Source organism: Comamonas thiooxydans, from assembly GCF_002157685.2.
Lineage (GTDB): Bacteria > Pseudomonadota > Gammaproteobacteria > Burkholderiales > Burkholderiaceae_C > Comamonas > Comamonas testosteroni_H.
In genome coordinates this window covers 3,167,115-3,182,048 of record NZ_AP026738.1, presented here as the reverse complement: position 1 = coordinate 3,182,048, position 14,934 = coordinate 3,167,115, and the positions used below count along the sequence as shown (strand labels likewise).

The 14,934-nt window shown below is 57.1% G+C and carries 19 protein-coding genes and 1 pseudogene; 9 read left to right on the top strand and 11 right to left on the bottom strand.

The annotated features are described in order from the left end of the window. The first annotated feature begins 5 nt into the window (after nt 1–5). The gene (locus tag CTR2_RS14635; protein WP_087083162.1) at nt 6–1,523 is read left to right on the top strand and encodes a PepSY domain-containing protein; all 1,518 of its coding nucleotides are present in this window, start codon (nt 6–8) and stop codon (nt 1,521–1,523) included. A 190-nt stretch (nt 1,524–1,713) separates the two neighbouring features. Here the strand turns inward: CTR2_RS14635 and CTR2_RS14630 are convergent, their stop codons facing one another. Both CTR2_RS14630 and CTR2_RS14625 read right to left on the bottom strand, forming a co-directional pair. Next, nucleotides 1,714–2,139: an NUDIX hydrolase gene (locus CTR2_RS14630; RefSeq protein ID WP_087083165.1), complete on the bottom strand. Its 426-nt coding sequence runs from the start codon at nt 2,137–2,139 to the stop codon at nt 1,714–1,716. Nucleotides 2,140–2,202: 63 nt separating this feature from the next. Next, complete coding sequence (locus tag CTR2_RS14625) at nt 2,203–2,832, bottom strand: TetR/AcrR family transcriptional regulator (protein ID WP_176391638.1); 630 nt, start codon at nt 2,830–2,832, stop codon at nt 2,203–2,205. Between the two features lie 86 nt (nt 2,833–2,918). On the opposite strand from CTR2_RS14625, the gene CTR2_RS14620 reads away from it, so the two are divergent. Further along, nucleotides 2,919–3,155, top strand: coding sequence for a hypothetical protein (locus CTR2_RS14620; RefSeq protein ID WP_087083169.1), 237 nt, complete (start codon nt 2,919–2,921; stop codon nt 3,153–3,155). After that, nucleotides 3,148–3,885, top strand: a complete 738-nt coding sequence (locus tag CTR2_RS14615) for a siderophore-interacting protein (protein WP_087083171.1) — start codon at nt 3,148–3,150, stop codon at nt 3,883–3,885. Before CTR2_RS14620 ends, CTR2_RS14615 begins: the two co-directional genes overlap by 8 nt. A 163-nt stretch (nt 3,886–4,048) precedes the next feature. Here the strand turns inward: CTR2_RS14615 and CTR2_RS14610 are convergent, their stop codons facing one another. From CTR2_RS14610 to CTR2_RS14595, 4 genes are all read right to left on the bottom strand, one after another. Continuing rightward, complete coding sequence (locus CTR2_RS14610; RefSeq protein ID WP_087083173.1) at nt 4,049–4,462, bottom strand: GNAT family N-acetyltransferase; 414 nt, start codon at nt 4,460–4,462, stop codon at nt 4,049–4,051. A gap of 60 nt (nt 4,463–4,522) precedes the next feature. After that, the gene (locus tag CTR2_RS14605) at nt 4,523–5,053 is read right to left on the bottom strand and encodes an NUDIX hydrolase (RefSeq protein ID WP_176391639.1); all 531 of its coding nucleotides are present in this window, start codon (nt 5,051–5,053) and stop codon (nt 4,523–4,525) included. A gap of 102 nt (nt 5,054–5,155) precedes the next feature. Further along, the gene (locus tag CTR2_RS14600) at nt 5,156–6,358 is read right to left on the bottom strand and encodes a GGDEF domain-containing protein (protein ID WP_087084579.1); all 1,203 of its coding nucleotides are present in this window, start codon (nt 6,356–6,358) and stop codon (nt 5,156–5,158) included. A 339-nt stretch (nt 6,359–6,697) separates the two neighbouring features. After that, a complete protein-coding gene (locus CTR2_RS14595; protein ID WP_087083175.1) occupies nt 6,698–6,949 on the bottom strand; it encodes a hypothetical protein in 252 nt (83 codons plus the stop codon). Between the two features lie 397 nt (nt 6,950–7,346). On the opposite strand from CTR2_RS14595, the gene CTR2_RS14590 reads away from it, so the two are divergent. From CTR2_RS14590 to CTR2_RS14580, 3 genes are all read left to right on the top strand, one after another. Then, on the top strand, nt 7,347–8,210 hold the full coding sequence (locus CTR2_RS14590) for a DMT family transporter (RefSeq protein ID WP_087084580.1): 864 nt from the start codon (nt 7,347–7,349) through the stop codon (nt 8,208–8,210). 213 nt (nt 8,211–8,423) lie between these two features. Then, a complete protein-coding gene (locus tag CTR2_RS14585) occupies nt 8,424–8,732 on the top strand; it encodes a hypothetical protein (RefSeq protein ID WP_176391640.1) in 309 nt (102 codons plus the stop codon). A gap of 451 nt (nt 8,733–9,183) precedes the next feature. Further along, complete coding sequence (locus tag CTR2_RS14580; RefSeq protein ID WP_140401024.1) at nt 9,184–9,369, top strand: hypothetical protein; 186 nt, start codon at nt 9,184–9,186, stop codon at nt 9,367–9,369. 161 nt (nt 9,370–9,530) lie between these two features. On the opposite strand, the gene CTR2_RS14575 is transcribed toward CTR2_RS14580, so the two are convergent. Together CTR2_RS14575 and CTR2_RS14570 are read right to left on the bottom strand one after the other, a co-directional pair. Further along, complete coding sequence (locus tag CTR2_RS14575) at nt 9,531–10,283, bottom strand: SDR family oxidoreductase (RefSeq protein ID WP_087083179.1); 753 nt, start codon at nt 10,281–10,283, stop codon at nt 9,531–9,533. Between the two features lie 202 nt (nt 10,284–10,485). Beyond that, entirely contained in the window at nt 10,486–10,668 is a 183-nt protein-coding gene (locus CTR2_RS14570; protein ID WP_012838487.1) for a hypothetical protein, read from the bottom strand. A 285-nt stretch (nt 10,669–10,953) separates the two neighbouring features. Between CTR2_RS14570 and CTR2_RS14565 the strand changes: the two genes are divergently transcribed. After that, the gene (locus CTR2_RS14565; RefSeq protein WP_087083181.1) at nt 10,954–11,172 is read left to right on the top strand and encodes a DUF7661 family protein; all 219 of its coding nucleotides are present in this window, start codon (nt 10,954–10,956) and stop codon (nt 11,170–11,172) included. A 458-nt stretch (nt 11,173–11,630) separates the two neighbouring features. Here CTR2_RS14565 and CTR2_RS14560 read toward each other — a convergent pair whose 3' ends face one another. Further along, nucleotides 11,631–12,023 carry a methyltransferase family protein gene (locus CTR2_RS14560; protein WP_087084581.1) on the bottom strand — a complete coding sequence of 131 codons (393 nt, stop codon included), beginning with the start codon at nt 12,021–12,023 and terminating at the stop codon, nt 11,631–11,633. Here CTR2_RS14560 and CTR2_RS14555 point away from each other — a divergent pair. Then, nucleotides 11,949–12,532 (top strand): annotated as a pseudogene (locus CTR2_RS14555) (IS5 family transposase); the annotation flags it as partial. The gene CTR2_RS14560 and the pseudogene CTR2_RS14555 overlap by 75 nt on opposite strands. A 101-nt stretch (nt 12,533–12,633) precedes the next feature. On the opposite strand, the gene CTR2_RS14550 reads toward CTR2_RS14555, so the two are convergent. Next, nucleotides 12,634–13,830, bottom strand: a complete 1,197-nt coding sequence (locus tag CTR2_RS14550; RefSeq protein ID WP_087083183.1) for an MFS transporter — start codon at nt 13,828–13,830, stop codon at nt 12,634–12,636. 23 nt (nt 13,831–13,853) lie between these two features. Then, nucleotides 13,854–14,348 carry a DUF2938 domain-containing protein gene (locus CTR2_RS14545; protein ID WP_087083184.1) on the bottom strand — a complete coding sequence of 165 codons (495 nt, stop codon included), beginning with the start codon at nt 14,346–14,348 and terminating at the stop codon, nt 13,854–13,856. Nucleotides 14,349–14,427: 79 nt separating this feature from the next. On the opposite strand from CTR2_RS14545, the gene CTR2_RS14540 reads away from it, so the two are divergent. Continuing rightward, nucleotides 14,428–14,874 carry a helix-turn-helix domain-containing protein gene (locus CTR2_RS14540; RefSeq protein WP_087083186.1) on the top strand — a complete coding sequence of 149 codons (447 nt, stop codon included), beginning with the start codon at nt 14,428–14,430 and terminating at the stop codon, nt 14,872–14,874. The last annotated feature ends 60 nt before the right edge of the window (nt 14,875–14,934 follow it).

The window sequence follows — 14,934 nt, the reverse complement described above, 5'->3', positions numbered from 1 at the left end:
CGCCGATGTGGACTTCTGCCCATGCCAAACGGCTTGTGTTTCTGGCGCATCGATGGACCGGGGTGGCTGCATGTGTGCTGATGGCGCTCTGGCTCTTCAGCGGGGTGGTGATGCTCTTTGTCGGCTACCCCAAACTGCTGCCGACCGAGCGCCTGCAGGCATTGCCTTCCCTGAGCTCTGGCCAGAGCTACCTGCCTGTTGAGGCAGCTCTGAAGCAAAGCCAGTCTGCTGACAAGGTGCAGCAGATCATGCTCACCACTATTGCGGGCCGCCCCAGCTACCGGCTCAAGGAGGCGGACGGCACGCTGCGTGTGGTTGATGCCGGCACGGGCGTTGTTGTGCCGCTGCCCGACGACGCAACAGCCTTGCGCAGTGCCCAGGTGTTCCTGCCCGGAGCAAATGGAGTGCTGCAAGGTCACACGCAAGACGATCGCTGGACGCATTCCGCCTTGCTCGATCCCCATCGGCCTCTCATCAAGGTCCTGATGGACGATTCCGCATCAAGCCTGCTGTACATCTCGTCGACTACTGCCGAGGTGGTCATGGATGTACCGCGCCATCAACGCTACTGGAACTACGTGGGAGCCTGGCTTCACTGGGTGTATATGCTGCGTGAAGGTTCCAAGGACACTGTGTGGAGCTGGCTGGTCATCGGACTCTCGGCATTGGGAACCGTCTCCGCCATTGCCGGTGCCTTGGTGGGCATCTGGCGATGGCGCTTCAACGGTCGCTACAAATCTGGAGCCAAGACGCCGTATCGGGAGTTCCAGATGCGCTGGCATCACATCACTGGCCTCGTATTTGGAGCGATGATGATCTGCTGGATCTTCAGCGGCCTGATGTCCATGAATCCGCTGGGTATCTTCAGCCCGCAAGGACCTCGTCCCGATCTGCGTGCCTACCAGCAGGCAGGTCCAGGAAGCAATCCCCTCAGGCTCACCACGCACAAAGCGCTGACACTGCTCAGTGCCGAGGGGTTTGACACGCGCGAGGTCGAATGGAAGGTACTGGATGGACAGCCCTACCTCCTGGCCTGCAATGGGCTAGGGGAGACCCGCATCGTGTCCGCAAGCCTTGCTGCGCCCCAGGTTGAGCGGGAACTTGACCGTTCGAAGCTAGAACAGGCTGCGAAGAAGTTGTTTCCTTTTGCCATTCGCTCGACAACGCTGCTGAACGAGTACGACGCCTACTATTACCGTCGGGGTGAGGCCTCAATGTATTCAGCAGCGGCGCGTGATCTGCCTGTGCTTCGGATGCAGTTTGGAGATCCGGGAAGCACCATCGTATACATCAGCCCGTACTCAGGTGATGTTGTGCTGAGCCTGGACCAAAGGCAGCGTACAGGGCGATGGCTGTTCAATTTCCTGCACAGTTGGGATCTGCCGTGGATGCTGCACCACGCCTGGCCGCGTGATGCCATCCTCGTTTTGCTGAGCATTGGTACGTTGGCTCTGGCACTGACCGGCATCGTGCTGGGATACAGGCGACTGAAGCTGTTTATCGGGCATAAGCGCCGATTTTGATCTTGGGATGGTACAATCGAAGAGTGTCTCTTTACGGCTTGCCGGAAGATCCGAGCGAGTTTGCCTCGTGGAGCTTCGGACGCAAGTCAGGCTGGTAAATGCTTCATCCTGCCTCCGTCCGATGCCTTGTCCCAAAGTCTGCAATCAGGCCGGTTGCGGGAACAGCCCCACCTCCGAGCAGCCAATCGAGTCACGCGGATAACTTGCTTGCGATGTATTTCAGCGCACCGTGAAACACCCAGTGCCATCGCTCATTGGGCGGCTGGGCAAGCGGATGCCAGAAGAACTTGAAATCATGACCGCCATCATCGCTGGTTTGATGTGTCCAAGATTCGGGTGAATGACGCACATCACACAGATGGAATGCCCAAATTTGGTCCTCGTAGCCAGATAACCATATTCCCAGATCCAGCAAGACTTCAGATGCTTGAAGTCCACTTTCCTCGCGCAATTCGCGCAATGCCGCCTCTCTGGAGTTCTCGCCCGGTTCAATCGTGCCTTTGACAAGTTGCAGACCTGTCAGCGGGTGCTCAAATGCCAGTATTTCGATAGCGCCTTGGCCCCGAATGACCACTGGACAGGCCTTGCTTGGGCGCAATGGAATTTCCGATCTCATTGAACTATTTTCATGCCATAGCCTTGGCTGCTCCCGCGAGCACCATGCACTGAAGCCCAACCTTCATGCGGTGCGCCGCGAGCCGCTACAGAGATAGCCAATCAGTATCTCCACGATGGCCTGCTCGGTCTTCTGGATCGGGTGAGGCGTTCCGGGAGGAATGACAGCGGCATGAATCAATGACTCCATGGTCCGCAACACAATCCAGGTGGCGAGATTCAGGTCTTCCTGGACGACTTCATCCCGGTGCTCTTCCAGCAGCTGACGAATGCGGCAATGAATGCTTTGATCGGCCGCGCTCTGATCCGATGGTGCATCAAAGAACGGAAACTCTTTCTCCAGCACCTGGTGCAACTCGGGAGCAACCTGATGCGCCGCCAGCCATGCATGCACGATGGCTGCCAGCCGCTCCAGCAGGCTGGGCGACGTGGTGCCCGCCAGGACGGTTTCCATGGCTGCGTGCATTTCTACCGCGTGCCGTTCATGCAGGGCCGTGATCAGGGAATCCTTGTTGGGAAAGTACTGGTAGACGGAGCCGACGCTGACCCCGGCGCGTTCGGCAACCAGATTGGTATTGGTTCCTGCATAGCCGCGCTCGCTCAAAACGCGAGCCGTAGCTTCAAGAATTGCATCGACCAAGGCCCGTGAGCGGTTCTGGCGAGGGATGCGTCGTGGTTGAGGCAGGGTCGGCATAGGTCTGTCCGAACGCGAGTTTTCAATGCGAGCAATGGCTCATATTCTTTCACATATCGAGCAAATGCTCATATTTGGAGTGATAGATGTCCATTCGTTCTCATGGGACGGTGGCTGCGGCGGCCTGTCAGCCGCCCACCGTCAACGTATTTATCAAGCTGCTGCCTGTCACACAGGCGGTGTTCACCGGATTTCCGATCATCGGGACGCAGTCTGTGACGGTCTTGCTGTCTCGGACATGGTTAGGCACCTTTGTCGCCCCATTCCTGCTGGTCGCAGTGCGGCTGCTGACCTTCTTGCCCCAAGGAGTGCCCCGTGCATGAAATCGACCACAAGCCGCGCACAGCAAGAGCCGTAGGAGTCGTGCAGGCAGTTCATTCCATCACGCCACATATGCGGCGAATCACGGTGGGCGGTGACGAGATTGCAGCATTTCTTCAAGTGCAGGGAGTCGATGAACCAGCCGCCTGGGTCAAGGTCTTTCTTCCCACCGGGGAAGGGCGTGCCTACACGATACGAAGCGTCGACTTCAAGGCCGGAACGCTGGATCTGGACTTTGTTCTGCATGGAGCAGGATCCGGCTCCGGTCCGGCTTCTGAGTGGGCATATCGGGCTTTGATTGGCGAACACATCGGAATCGCAGGGCCTCGCAGCGGCGGTTTCCTGCTCCCCGGCAATACGCAATGGGTCATGCTGGCAGGCGATGCAACCGCTTTGCCCGGCATCCAGAGCATTGCCAGCCGATTGCCTGCCAGCATCAATGCCAAGGTCTATGCGGAAGTGCTGTCGCCAAGTGAGCATCAGCCTATCGACAGCCAGGCCAAGCTGCGCGTCCAGTGGATCAATGCCCAGCCTGAACCCGGCCTGAGCCTGTGCCAGGCACTGCTGCACCGCCCCTTGCCGACAGGGCCCGGCTACATCTGGATTGCGGGAGAGTCTGGGGCCATTCGTACCTTGAAGCATCATTACTTTCAAGAGCGAGAGCTGCCCAGGCATGTCGTGAGCGCGAAGGGATACTGGAAGTCCGGGGCGGCCGATCACCGGGAAGCATGATGTGTTTCTCGAATACCTGCTGTCAGCGTGGCTGATGACAGGTGGCCGCGCGCGCATCCCAGATGTGCATCCGAGGGCCTGCGAATACTGTCTGTCGGTTGTCTGCTGCTGGTGTCGAAGGCAGCCGCTTGCAGTCGACCCAGGCGGGGCATCGGCGGTACTGCTAGCTGGTGCGTTTCCGGGTCCGCTCCATCGCATCGCTCGATGGCACAAATCCAAGTTTCGAAAAAAATGCTGGCGCTTGGGAGCGAGAGGCTCGCAGCATCCAGGTGATGCCTTCGTCGTCGCTCACAATCTCTTTGACCAGGCTTCTACCCATTCCCTTGCCTCTCCATTCCGGAGCCACCACAACCATCGACAGATAGCCATTGGACAGTCCGTCAGTGATTGCGCGCGCAAACCCGACCACCTGGTCGTGGGAGACGGCCACGACCACTCGTTGAGATGCTGAGACAAGGCGCTCAAGAAATTGGCGGTCCGGGATGCGGTAAGACCATCCATTGCTTGTCAGAAGCTGAAATGCGCTGCCCAGATCGGCAGCAGAAAATTTGCGGATATGTGATGGGCGAACTTCCATGCTGGAGCATTCCTTCAAGGGAGAATTTTTGACCGTAGCAGAGCCGGAGCCTGGTCTATTTCAGTCATTCAGCGACAGTGCAAGACCTTCAGCGCAAACAGGACTGCGAGTGGCAGTATTTGCCTGGCAATGATGCTTGCCCTGAAGAGCTTTCTTTAGACCCACAGGGAAAAGAGAGGGCCCTTCAGGCAGGTCGAGTTCGGCCAGGTCAAACCATCTGGCGGTGCATTGCGTTCCACTGTCTTCATGAAACTCAATGCTGCTCCGGTTTTCAAAATTTGCGATGCTGAACAGCACCTCGCAAATGAACAGCACTTCGTGGCCGGGTTCCCCTTCATGGGTATAGATGTTCTCCATGACGAGCGGAGTACCTATTACTTCGACGTCAACTCCCAGCTCCTCCTTGAACTCACGTATCAGCGCTGATTGCCAGTGCTCCCCGAATTCGACGCTTCCTCTAAGGGGGCGAACACCTTTCAGGTGGCCCTGGTCATCCAATACCTCTGCGGCCAACAACTTGCCTTCTTGCCAGTGAAGTCCAAGTGCCTTGACTTTTATGGATGCGGCGGGCCTCCACTTGGTTGTGAACATGCTTTGTCTCTGAACAAGCCGAATTTGCTTGCGTGCATTGTGCGTGTCTGAACGAAAGGCTGCTTCAGGCCGGTTCCGAGGGGCAAGAGTCGCCGCGACGGATCACGCCGCAATCTTGTCTGGCTGCAGTGTGCTTTCGATCGGTATATCCGGATAGTCCACTCCAGACACATGCACCCGATCACGCCCGGCATTCTTTGCTTGGTAGAGGAGCTGATCCGCTTCCTTAAGGGCCCGCTCAAATTGAAGAGCCTGGGCGACCGATGAAAGCCCGAAGCTCATGGTCATTCTGGAGCCTGATGGAAGAATGTCATTGCTTGAGCCGATGTCGAGCTGGATTTGCCGGGCAATGGCTTCGGCATCGTTCAGAGCAATGTTCGTCAGCAGAATCACAAACTCCTCACCGCCAAACCGGGCAACAAGGTCGTGTTCTCGCATATTGCTTTGCAAAATCGCCGAGACAAGCTGCAGCACCTTGTCGCCGCGCTCGTGGCCCCAGGCGTCGTTGATGCGTTTGAAGTGATCTATATCGCAGGCCAGCACAGCCATGGGATAGAGCCTCAGGTCGTCAAGACGCTTCTGGGCATATTCCTGAAAGGAGCGGCGATTCAGTATCTGCGTCAAAGCATCAAAGTCACGTTCCATGCGCAGCTTGACAATCGTTTCCTTCACGGCAATCGCGGTCATCACCACGGTGAAGAGCAGCGAGAAGTTCAGAATGCTCAGCAGCGTCAAGATCCAATAGGGTGAGCTTGGCAGGGAGCGGAGATCGGAATATCCCAGCAGCCAGATCAGGACGGGTCGAGTGAAGGTGTAGGCGGTGAAGAGGATGCTCAGCCAGAGAAGCGATTCATCGAGCCAGTCAAATGAGTTTTTCTTCGAGCGGACCTGCAGGATGGGGAGCAGTAAAACAAGACCGGAACCCACGCTGAAAGAGCTCACCCGAGCCCAGACATTCGGCTCGACCCGGCTGAATTGGTAAAGCGCAGCCAGGGTGACTATGGCAATGAGCAATGCTGCATGCGGCTGGGCGGATACACGCCAGCGCTCTGCCCAGCTTCTGGCAAGACACCATGCACTCAGCAGGTAGAAGCTGCCGATGAGCAAGGCGTAGCGGTTGAGCTCTTCGAGAGGGAGCAGGCTTTGCGCCCCAAGAGGCAGTGCTGTGAGCGAATAGGCGCAAGCTTGCCACAGCAGAAAGCGCTGGGATCGTTGGACAAGCCAGGCAACGATCAATATGGCAGCCAGAACCAGTATCGCCAGCGATGGCGCCAGAACCAAGATGAAGTCGTTGTTCGAGAACATCTGACCATAGCCTCCTCGATCAAAGATCGAAACGGAGCTGCATTGCCTGTTCCTGGATTGCAAAGCGACAACCAGCAGCCAGCATTCATACATCCTGGTGTGTGATCTCACAAGTTTTAGCCATGCCTTGTGTCTGATCTACGTCACCCGGATTCGAATGCGAGCAGGCCGGCAAGTCCGCTCAGGCGATGCCGGCGTTTGAACTTCTGTCCTTGGAATCGTCGGCTGCTATTGGGCCTCGGAAGGTGGTTTGGGGCCGTGATCCACCCAGTCGGCACCATGCAAGCCACCAAAGAAAAAGCCCGCGTCTTGGCGGGCAGGTCTTTGTTGTGCAACAAGTCAAGGGCGCAAGTTGACGGTCTTCGAATATCTGTCAAGGTGTTCCAGCAGGCGCTCGTAGAGCTCATCTGTCGCCATCGAGTTCAAGACCTCCGCCTTGATCTCTTCGGCGCGCTGGCTGAAGTTGTGTTGCAGATTGCTTTTTTTGTTGTCATCCAGCGTTTCGATCAGGGCAATGAGAAGTGCTTCTTGCGCCATGATCTGGCATTTCATCATCCTCAGCTGGGCGCTTTGATTGCCTAGGAACTCCATCCAACCCTTCCTCTTTCATGATGTGTGTCAAGTTTGAGGAATTATGGTGACTGTAGCTGTCGCGGAAATTTCACCGCCCTTATTCTCTGAACCACAGAAAGTGCCTAGAAGTGTGCAATTGATGCACAGAGGTAATGGTGTGGCTTGATTCCTGAATCCGAGCGTCAGGCCAGCTGTTTTGGCGACCGGGGCTTTGCTCTTCCAGACATCTTGTGAAGCTGATGGCGCTTGCTGCGCCCAGCCGCGTTCTTCCAGTCTGCCAGGCTGAATCTCAGACCCCCTGGCACAGGGCTGGCGCTGGCAGCAAGGCGGGGCTATCTCCATCAAGACAGCAGTTGCTTGGTTGCGGGCGGATGACATGGAAAAATACCGGGGTTGGTCTATCTACGAGGTTGTGATGCCCTTGTTTCACACCGCTGTGTTGACTGGTCTGGCGATGCTGGCCTTTGCCGGCAACTCGCTGCTGTGCCGCCTTGCGCTCCAATCCCACTCCATTGATGCCGCGAGCTTTACGGTAGTGCGTCTGGCTTCGGGCGCGGCAATGCTGGCGCTGGTCGTGAGCCTGAAACGTGCTCCCTCTACTGGTGTTGGCAACTGGACGTCAGCGGGCTTGTTGTTCGCTTATGCCGCGATGTTTTCCTTCGCCTACGGGAGTCTGTCGGCCGGTGTCGGTGCCTTGCTGCTTTTCGGGGCGGTGCAGGCGACGATGGTGGGCGTGGGCCTTTGTCGCGGCGAGACACTTGCACCCCGGCAATGGGGCGGATTGGTGCTGGCTTTCGGCGGCCTGGTGGTGTTGCTGCGACCCGGACTCTCGGCACCGCCCCTGGGGGCTGCTTTGCTCATGCTCCTGGCAGGGGTTGCCTGGGGGCTGTATTCCTTGCTCGGCAAGGGCGCAACCGATCCGATCGGCGTGACGGCAGGAAATTTCTTACGGACGGTGCCGCTTTCGCTGCTGATGCTCGTGATGGTGCAGGGGCAAGCTTCATTGAGCACGGCAGGATTGATGTATGCGCTGTGCTCCGGAATGCTGACTTCCGGATTGGGCTACGTCGCATGGTATGCGGCGCTACCCCAGCTGAAGGCGGGTGCTGCTGCATCCATACAGCTGAGCGTTCCCTTGCTGGCCGCCATCGGTGCCGTTTCCCTGTTGGGAGAGCCCTGGACCATGCGGCTGACTCTGGCTGGTGCCGCCATATTGGGCGGTATCTCATTGGTTGTGGTGACCCGGTCTGGCGGCAGGCCTGCTGTGGCAAAAGAGTAGTTGTGCAATCCTTTCCCGAGCGCTCTTCAGGAGCCAGGAGAGCAGTGCTTGCTGCATCTTTGTGCTGCTGCGAAAGTCACGAGCTTGAATGCAGGGGCTGGTCGATGCATAAGCTCCCATGCGCATTCCTGCCGTCGTGCCGACGAACATCGCATTACACGGGTATTCGCTGGCAGGAATAGGCTGTCAGTGCCACTTGTAGAAAGGGCTGCCATGAAAGAGCTAGTTGCACTGACTGCGTTCGCCTTGATATTGACCGGATGCGTGATGCAGAGGCCGGTCAATGGGCAAGGAATGGATCCAGGCTCCCAGCAGGTTGAGAAGAATGCGGATCGGGATCTTAGAAACAACGATATTCAACAACGGGATCGCTCGATCGACTTTGAAAACGACTGGGACCGGGATCACTTTCGCGACCGCGGAAACGAGGGCCATGAAAATCAAGGCAGCCTGTGGCCGTGGCCGGGCTCCGGATTGAGTGGTGGGCGCACCTATCCAGGAGGCCAAAGCTGGGGCTATTAGCGTAGCGCCACTCGTCAACCATCACGTAGTGCTGCAATTCGGCAGCCGGGCATGCATGCTTGGTCGGGCGAACTCATTGCGCAGTGCCTTGGCCGGAACGAGGGGAGGGCGCAGCTGCCATCCCACACAGCAGCGGCGCTCAGGCAGAAGCTGAAAAAGCAGGCCAGCTTGCCGTCAAACATTTGCATGCATTCCCCGGATACAACCGGTGCGCCTACGCCAGCTGCCGGACGTTGTGGGGCATGTCAAAAGAAAATTCCTCAAGATGCCGGCAGTTGTTTGCACAAAGCCGGGCTTACACATTGAAAAACCGCGCGATTTCGGTCCGTCTAAACTTCTCACATGAAGAAACTGTTTGGAGTCTCTGCGCTCGTCTTGCTTTTGTCGGGCTGCTATGCAGCAGGCCCTGGATACAGCTACGGGTATAGCGATACCTACATCTATCAGCCTTATGGTGGCTCGTACTACTATGACTATGGGCGGCCTGCATATAGGCCTGGGTACTACCACCATCATCACGCACATCGCCCACCGCATCACAGGCCGCATCCAGGCCACGGAGGGCATGGAAATCACCGTCCACCGCATGGAGGCCATCGCCCAGGTGGCGGTCATGGGCACGGCCATCGCTGAATGACAGGCCTCGACTGGCGCGGACGAGGGAAGGCTGAGAGGCAGATAGCGCCGCGATTTGCCAGTTCAGGGGACAGCGAGCCAACACGTCCGGGCTGACGCAAGATGCCTTGTCACCTGGTGTGACTACCCGAGGGCTGGCCGTGGTTGGACGGCTGTGCCCGGTTAGAGGTTGCCGCCCGAAATCTCGATCAGGCTACCTGTGGTGTATGGCGACTCGTCCGAGATGAGCCATACGATTGCATTGGCAACCTCAAGAGCCGTCCCTCCGCGCTTCATGGGAACGCCGGCGGCCAGGCGTTGAACCCGGTCCGGCTGTCCCCCGCTGGCATGAATATCCGTTTCAATGAGACCGGGACGGACAGCGTTGACACGGATGCCTTCCGCAGCCACTTCCTTGGCCAGCCCCAGAGTCATCACATCCACAGCACCCTTGGATGCCGCGTAGTCGACGTACTGGCGTGGCGCGCCAAGTCTTGCAGCAATGCTGGACACATTCACGATGGCTCCACCATGGCCACCATTGGCAGTACTCATGCGAAGCACCGCTTCGCGAGCACAAAGAAAAGCGCCTATGGTGTTGATGCGAAACATTCGCTCAAGGCGCTGCGAACTGAACTCGGCCAGCGTCTGTGCCGTGTCCACAATACCGGCGTTGTTGACCAGGGCGTCCAGGCGCCCGAACTGTACATCTGCCACGGCAAAAAGACGGCGAATCTGCTCTTCGCAGCCCATATCCGCCTGAATGGCCATGGCGTGCCTGCCCATTTCCGTGATTTGCGAGACAACCGCATCGGCTGCAGTCTGGTCTGTATTGAAGCTGAGCAGTACATCCCAGCCTGCCGCTGCTGCTTGCAGGGCGGTGGCTGCGCCAATGCCTCGGCTGCCTCCGGTGATGAGCACAACTTTGTTTTTCATGGGGCTCCTTGGTGATCCATTTGATTCTGCCGCGAGTTTCGTCTCCAGCTTCACGGTTCTCGATTCATCGTATCGCTGCTTTTCCTCTGTAGCCTAGGCCTGATCTGGTCCAAGTGCTCATGCTGTTGTATCTCAAGGCAACAAAAAACCACCTGAAGAGGTGGTTGAAAACCAATCGCAAGGCTGGATTCAAGAGACAGGGTTACCAGTGTCGGTAGTTGTGGCGCATGCGCAGCAGTCTCTCTTCCTCCTGCTTTTTTTCCATGTCTGTGGGCTCTTGCGGGTCTAGTTGGGGCGGCGCAGGGAAATCCTTGTCCATGGAGAACAGCTCCTTGGTGGTTTCCCAGAACTTCTGGATTGGCGGGGGAATACGGCTATCTGGCATATAGACCTCCAGTCCTGGATGACGAATCAAGATCGATCGCCAAGAGCCACAGTACTCTTTTTAATAACCTTGAAGCCCTATCCGATAAGTAAAACGTCAGCTTTGGTGCATAAGCAGGATGGGCGCGAGTGCCAAGAAGAACCGCGATGCTCCCTTTCCATCGACTCTGACAAGGCTTCGGGCTGGTGGCTCCTGATGCACAGGTTTGGCAATTCAGGTGCGACAGGCTGTCCGAGACTGGTGAGCAGATGCGGCTAGCATGCAAGGCTCAACAGTGGAGCAGAAATGGAAAAGTACCGATTCAATGTGTTTGGCGACATCCTGGCCATAGAGCGCAGCAACTCGGGATGGCGCTGCTTTGCGGTTGGACTCGATGGAAAGCGCGGCCCGGTGGATCTGGTCGTTCCTCCCGAGATCACTCATGAGGAGCTGCCTCAATACCTCTACGACATCTACCATGAGAGCGCGGCATTGTCAGATGGCGACATCTTCGAGATATCCTGAGTCTCACCGAATGCTGCCCGCAGCTCGTCAGAGATCGATGGTGCTGCTACCCATTGTGTCTGTGACCCATTCGCCAATCTGTTCGGCACCGACTTCATCACTGCAAGGAGATGGCCGCCATGACTCTTCAGAAGAATCCGCTCAAAGAGCAGGAACCCAAGCCGGATCCGATTGATCCGCCCAACGATCAACCGCCTGCAGAGCTGCCGGGCGATCCGATAGAGCAGCCCAATGTGTAACAGCTAAAGCCCGCGAAGTGCAAGCTGTCTTCATTTGCTGGCGAGCATCCGAAGTGGGACCATGACTGCATCGATGCACTCAAGGAGAGCGGCGATGTCTACTCTCATGATTCAACTGATTGGTCTGCAACTAGTCGTCTTGCTGGTGGCCTGGGTCATTTACGAGGTCAGAGACGATTGGACGTAAAAAACCGGCTGCAGCAAGCCTCTACTGCTCGATCAGGTTACTGGCTGGTGATCGAGAGCAAAGAGCATCTGGAAGTGTTGCAGGTAGGCCATGAACAGCGGCACAAGAAGAAATCCTGATAGCTTGCCCAAATACATGGCGAGTGCCAGCAATAAAAGCGCAAAGCCCAGATACATCGGATTACGTGTCATGCGATAGATCCTGCCGACCACCAGCGTTGTCGATGCTGCCGGGGTGATGGGGTTCACCGTGGTCCGGGCACGCTGAAATGCCCGAACACCGACGAGGCAGAACGCTCCGCCCAGTGCGGCGAGCATGAGGGTCGCCATCCATGAAGCAGTGAATCTGACCGGATGGATGTCGGGCACGCCGCTGGTGTCTGGGAACAGTTGCACCAAGCCATACTGACTCGCCTGCATGAACATGACCAGATCGATTGGAGGTGGGCCAGCATTGATGGCTCCTCGGTACCAAGCACCCGGGGGGCAGGAAATGGGCCCCAACCCGACGGACAGAGGCAAGCTCGGCTCCAAGCGACACATCGTTGTATATGCCAGAGGCATCCCCTTGGTGATCTTGGTCAGCGGCGCGAACAGGCACGATTCCAAAATGTTTGAGAGGTGCGTGGACGCGAATCCTGCGATTGCAGGCTTGGCGGGACGCCCCCGTAAAAGACCAGCAAAGCTGCGCGCCGACAAAGACTACGACTACCAGCTGAGGTACAGAGGCATTGCCAGCCGGATTGGCAGACGGGGGGATCGAACGTGGCGAGCGGCTGGGCCAGCACTGCTGGGTGGTGGAGCGGACGCACAGATGGTTTGCAAGTTTTGGCAAGCTGAGAATCCGCTTTGAACGCCGACCGGATATCCACGAAGCGCTGCTGAAGTTGGCGGCAGCGATCATCTGCGCGCACTTCCTGGAACGGCAGTGTTAGCCACTCTTGGTGTATGAATGCATCCAAGAAATAGTGCCAATCTGCCTACTTGGAAAGTTGCCATAAAGAGCACCTGGCTGCATGCATCGGATTCAATATCTTTACAGAGGCTTGCGGGGCGGTTGGCGGTTGCTTAGCCACCTATCCAAGACCGACAATCCGAGTGCGCCAACACCCATTGCAGCCCCAACCCAGCCAACCGACGACAGTCCGTAGCCGAAGCTGATCGGTAGCCCTGCGATCAAAGGTGCAAGCGTAAGACCACCTTGAAAGGCAGACGAATTCGTTGCTCCCGCAAGCATCGGTGCATCTGGAGCCACGGCATAGACTCGCCCCCAAACAGCAGGGTTCAGCAAAAAGCCTGCGAAGCCAAGAACGAAGACCAACGCAATGGTTGCTTGCCAGTAGGGGGCAAACAGTGCAATCGCCGCTGACACAACAATCAAACAGATTACTCCCGTCACTAGCGTGGCGAACTGATGGCGATCGGCGGTCCGGCCTCCAATCGATAGTCCGATAAATGCGCCAACACCGAACAACGTCAGCACAGCAGGCAGCCATTCAGCGGACATCCCACTGACATCAAGCAGCAGGGCTCCCAGATAGCCGAATGTGCCCATATATGCAGCGGTTGTGACCATCGTCGTGGCATACGCCACCCAAAGAACCGCGCGCTTCATTGCTTGCAATTCGGTATGGAGGTCTGGTGTGGCTGCCTTGCCGCGACTTTGACGAGGCAGTGCGAGCAGGCTGCAGATCGCAGATACCGCTGTGACACCAATGACCGCCCAAAAGCCACCACGCCAACCGCTCAATTCACTGATGAAAGTGCCCGCAGGCCCACCAAGAATCATGGCTGCAGTCAAGCCACTGACAACAATGGAAAGTGCCTTGGCGCGACGATGGGGAGGCGATAGTTGCACAGCCGTTGCCGCGGCAACTGCCCAGAAGCAGGCATATGCCAAGCCCATTGCTAAGCGAGCGGCAAGAATGGACCAGTATCCTTGGGCTAGCAAACTAATTGCTGTTGCAGCAATGAAGGCCACTTGGCTGATGAACAGTGTGGTGCGACTAGGCCAGCGCAGCGCCAGGATGGCAAACGGTGGGCCTCCAATCAAAGCACCAATCGCAAAAGCTGAAATTAAGGTGCCTGCAGTGGGGAGTGTGATTCGCAGATCCGCTGCGATCATTGGAAGGATTCCTCCCATCAAAAACTCGGCACTACCCATTGCAAAAAGGCTAAGGGCAAGAAGATAGACCGCAGGAGGAATCACCTCTGTGTGCTTGTTTTCTGTCATGACAGTTGTCCTGGGCGCTGAACTCATTTCCACACCACTTTTAGAAGTGATGCCGATAGATAGAGACCGACCCCAAAAATTGCATGTGTCAGTAGGCTGAGCAAACGGTTTTTCCATGGGCTGGGCGTGCGAGATGCGGCAATGCCGGCGCCCAGTGCGGGCTGCATCACGAAAAAGGGAATGACGACGGTTACAGTGCCTGTGGCCAGCGCAGGTAGCCAAGAAGGATCATGCAGCCACGCTAACCCATAGACACTGACTAGAAACGCTGCGAAACCGATGCCCACGGCGTAGTGGATCGCCCAGCCAAGCGGGCGCTCCCCTGGTATGGACTCTGCTTTGCCAATGCTGATGTGGGCGAACCTGCCTTTGAAAAGGTGTCCGACCCACCTGCCAACCATTGCGTAGTCGAGCGTAGGGATACCCAAATTCCGCTGGATCACCGACCACACATCCATCACGACTGTTGCACCGACCCCAGTCAGAACCAGCCTTGCCAATCCATCCGTCGATATCATTTTTTGCCCTTTCCGTTGCTGCAATCATTGGATGAGGGCATGATAGAAGTTGAAGTCAACTTCAAGTCAAGGGTTCTCCATGGATATTTCAGAAGTCGCCCGGCGCACGGGCCTAGCGTCTTCCACGGTGCGTTTCTACGAGAAGACAGGCCTTATTAAGGCGACCAGCTCAGCAGGCGAGCGGCGACGCTTTGCGCCAGATGTGCTCGATCAACTGGCATTGATAGCGCTCGGACAGGCCGGTGGCCTTTCGCTGGAGGAGATTCGCGCCATGCTCCCCGCCGACGGAGCTCCACAAGTAGACAGAAACGTGCTGCTGGCCAAGGCTGAGCAGATTGATGCAACCATCAAGCGTCTCCGTGCGATGAGCAAAGGCTTGCGCCATGCTGCAGACTGCCCTGCAGTCAGTCATGCACAGTGCCCGATTTTTCAGAGGCTACTGAAGGTTGCGGCAGGCAGAGTAAAGCAAAGCAGGGGGACGAACCACGGCGCGGGCACGTCGAGAATTGGCAGTGCAATCTTGTGAGCAGGGGCGGGCAGAGGCAGTGAAATGGTCAACAGCCTTGCTGCGCTTGATGCAAACGAG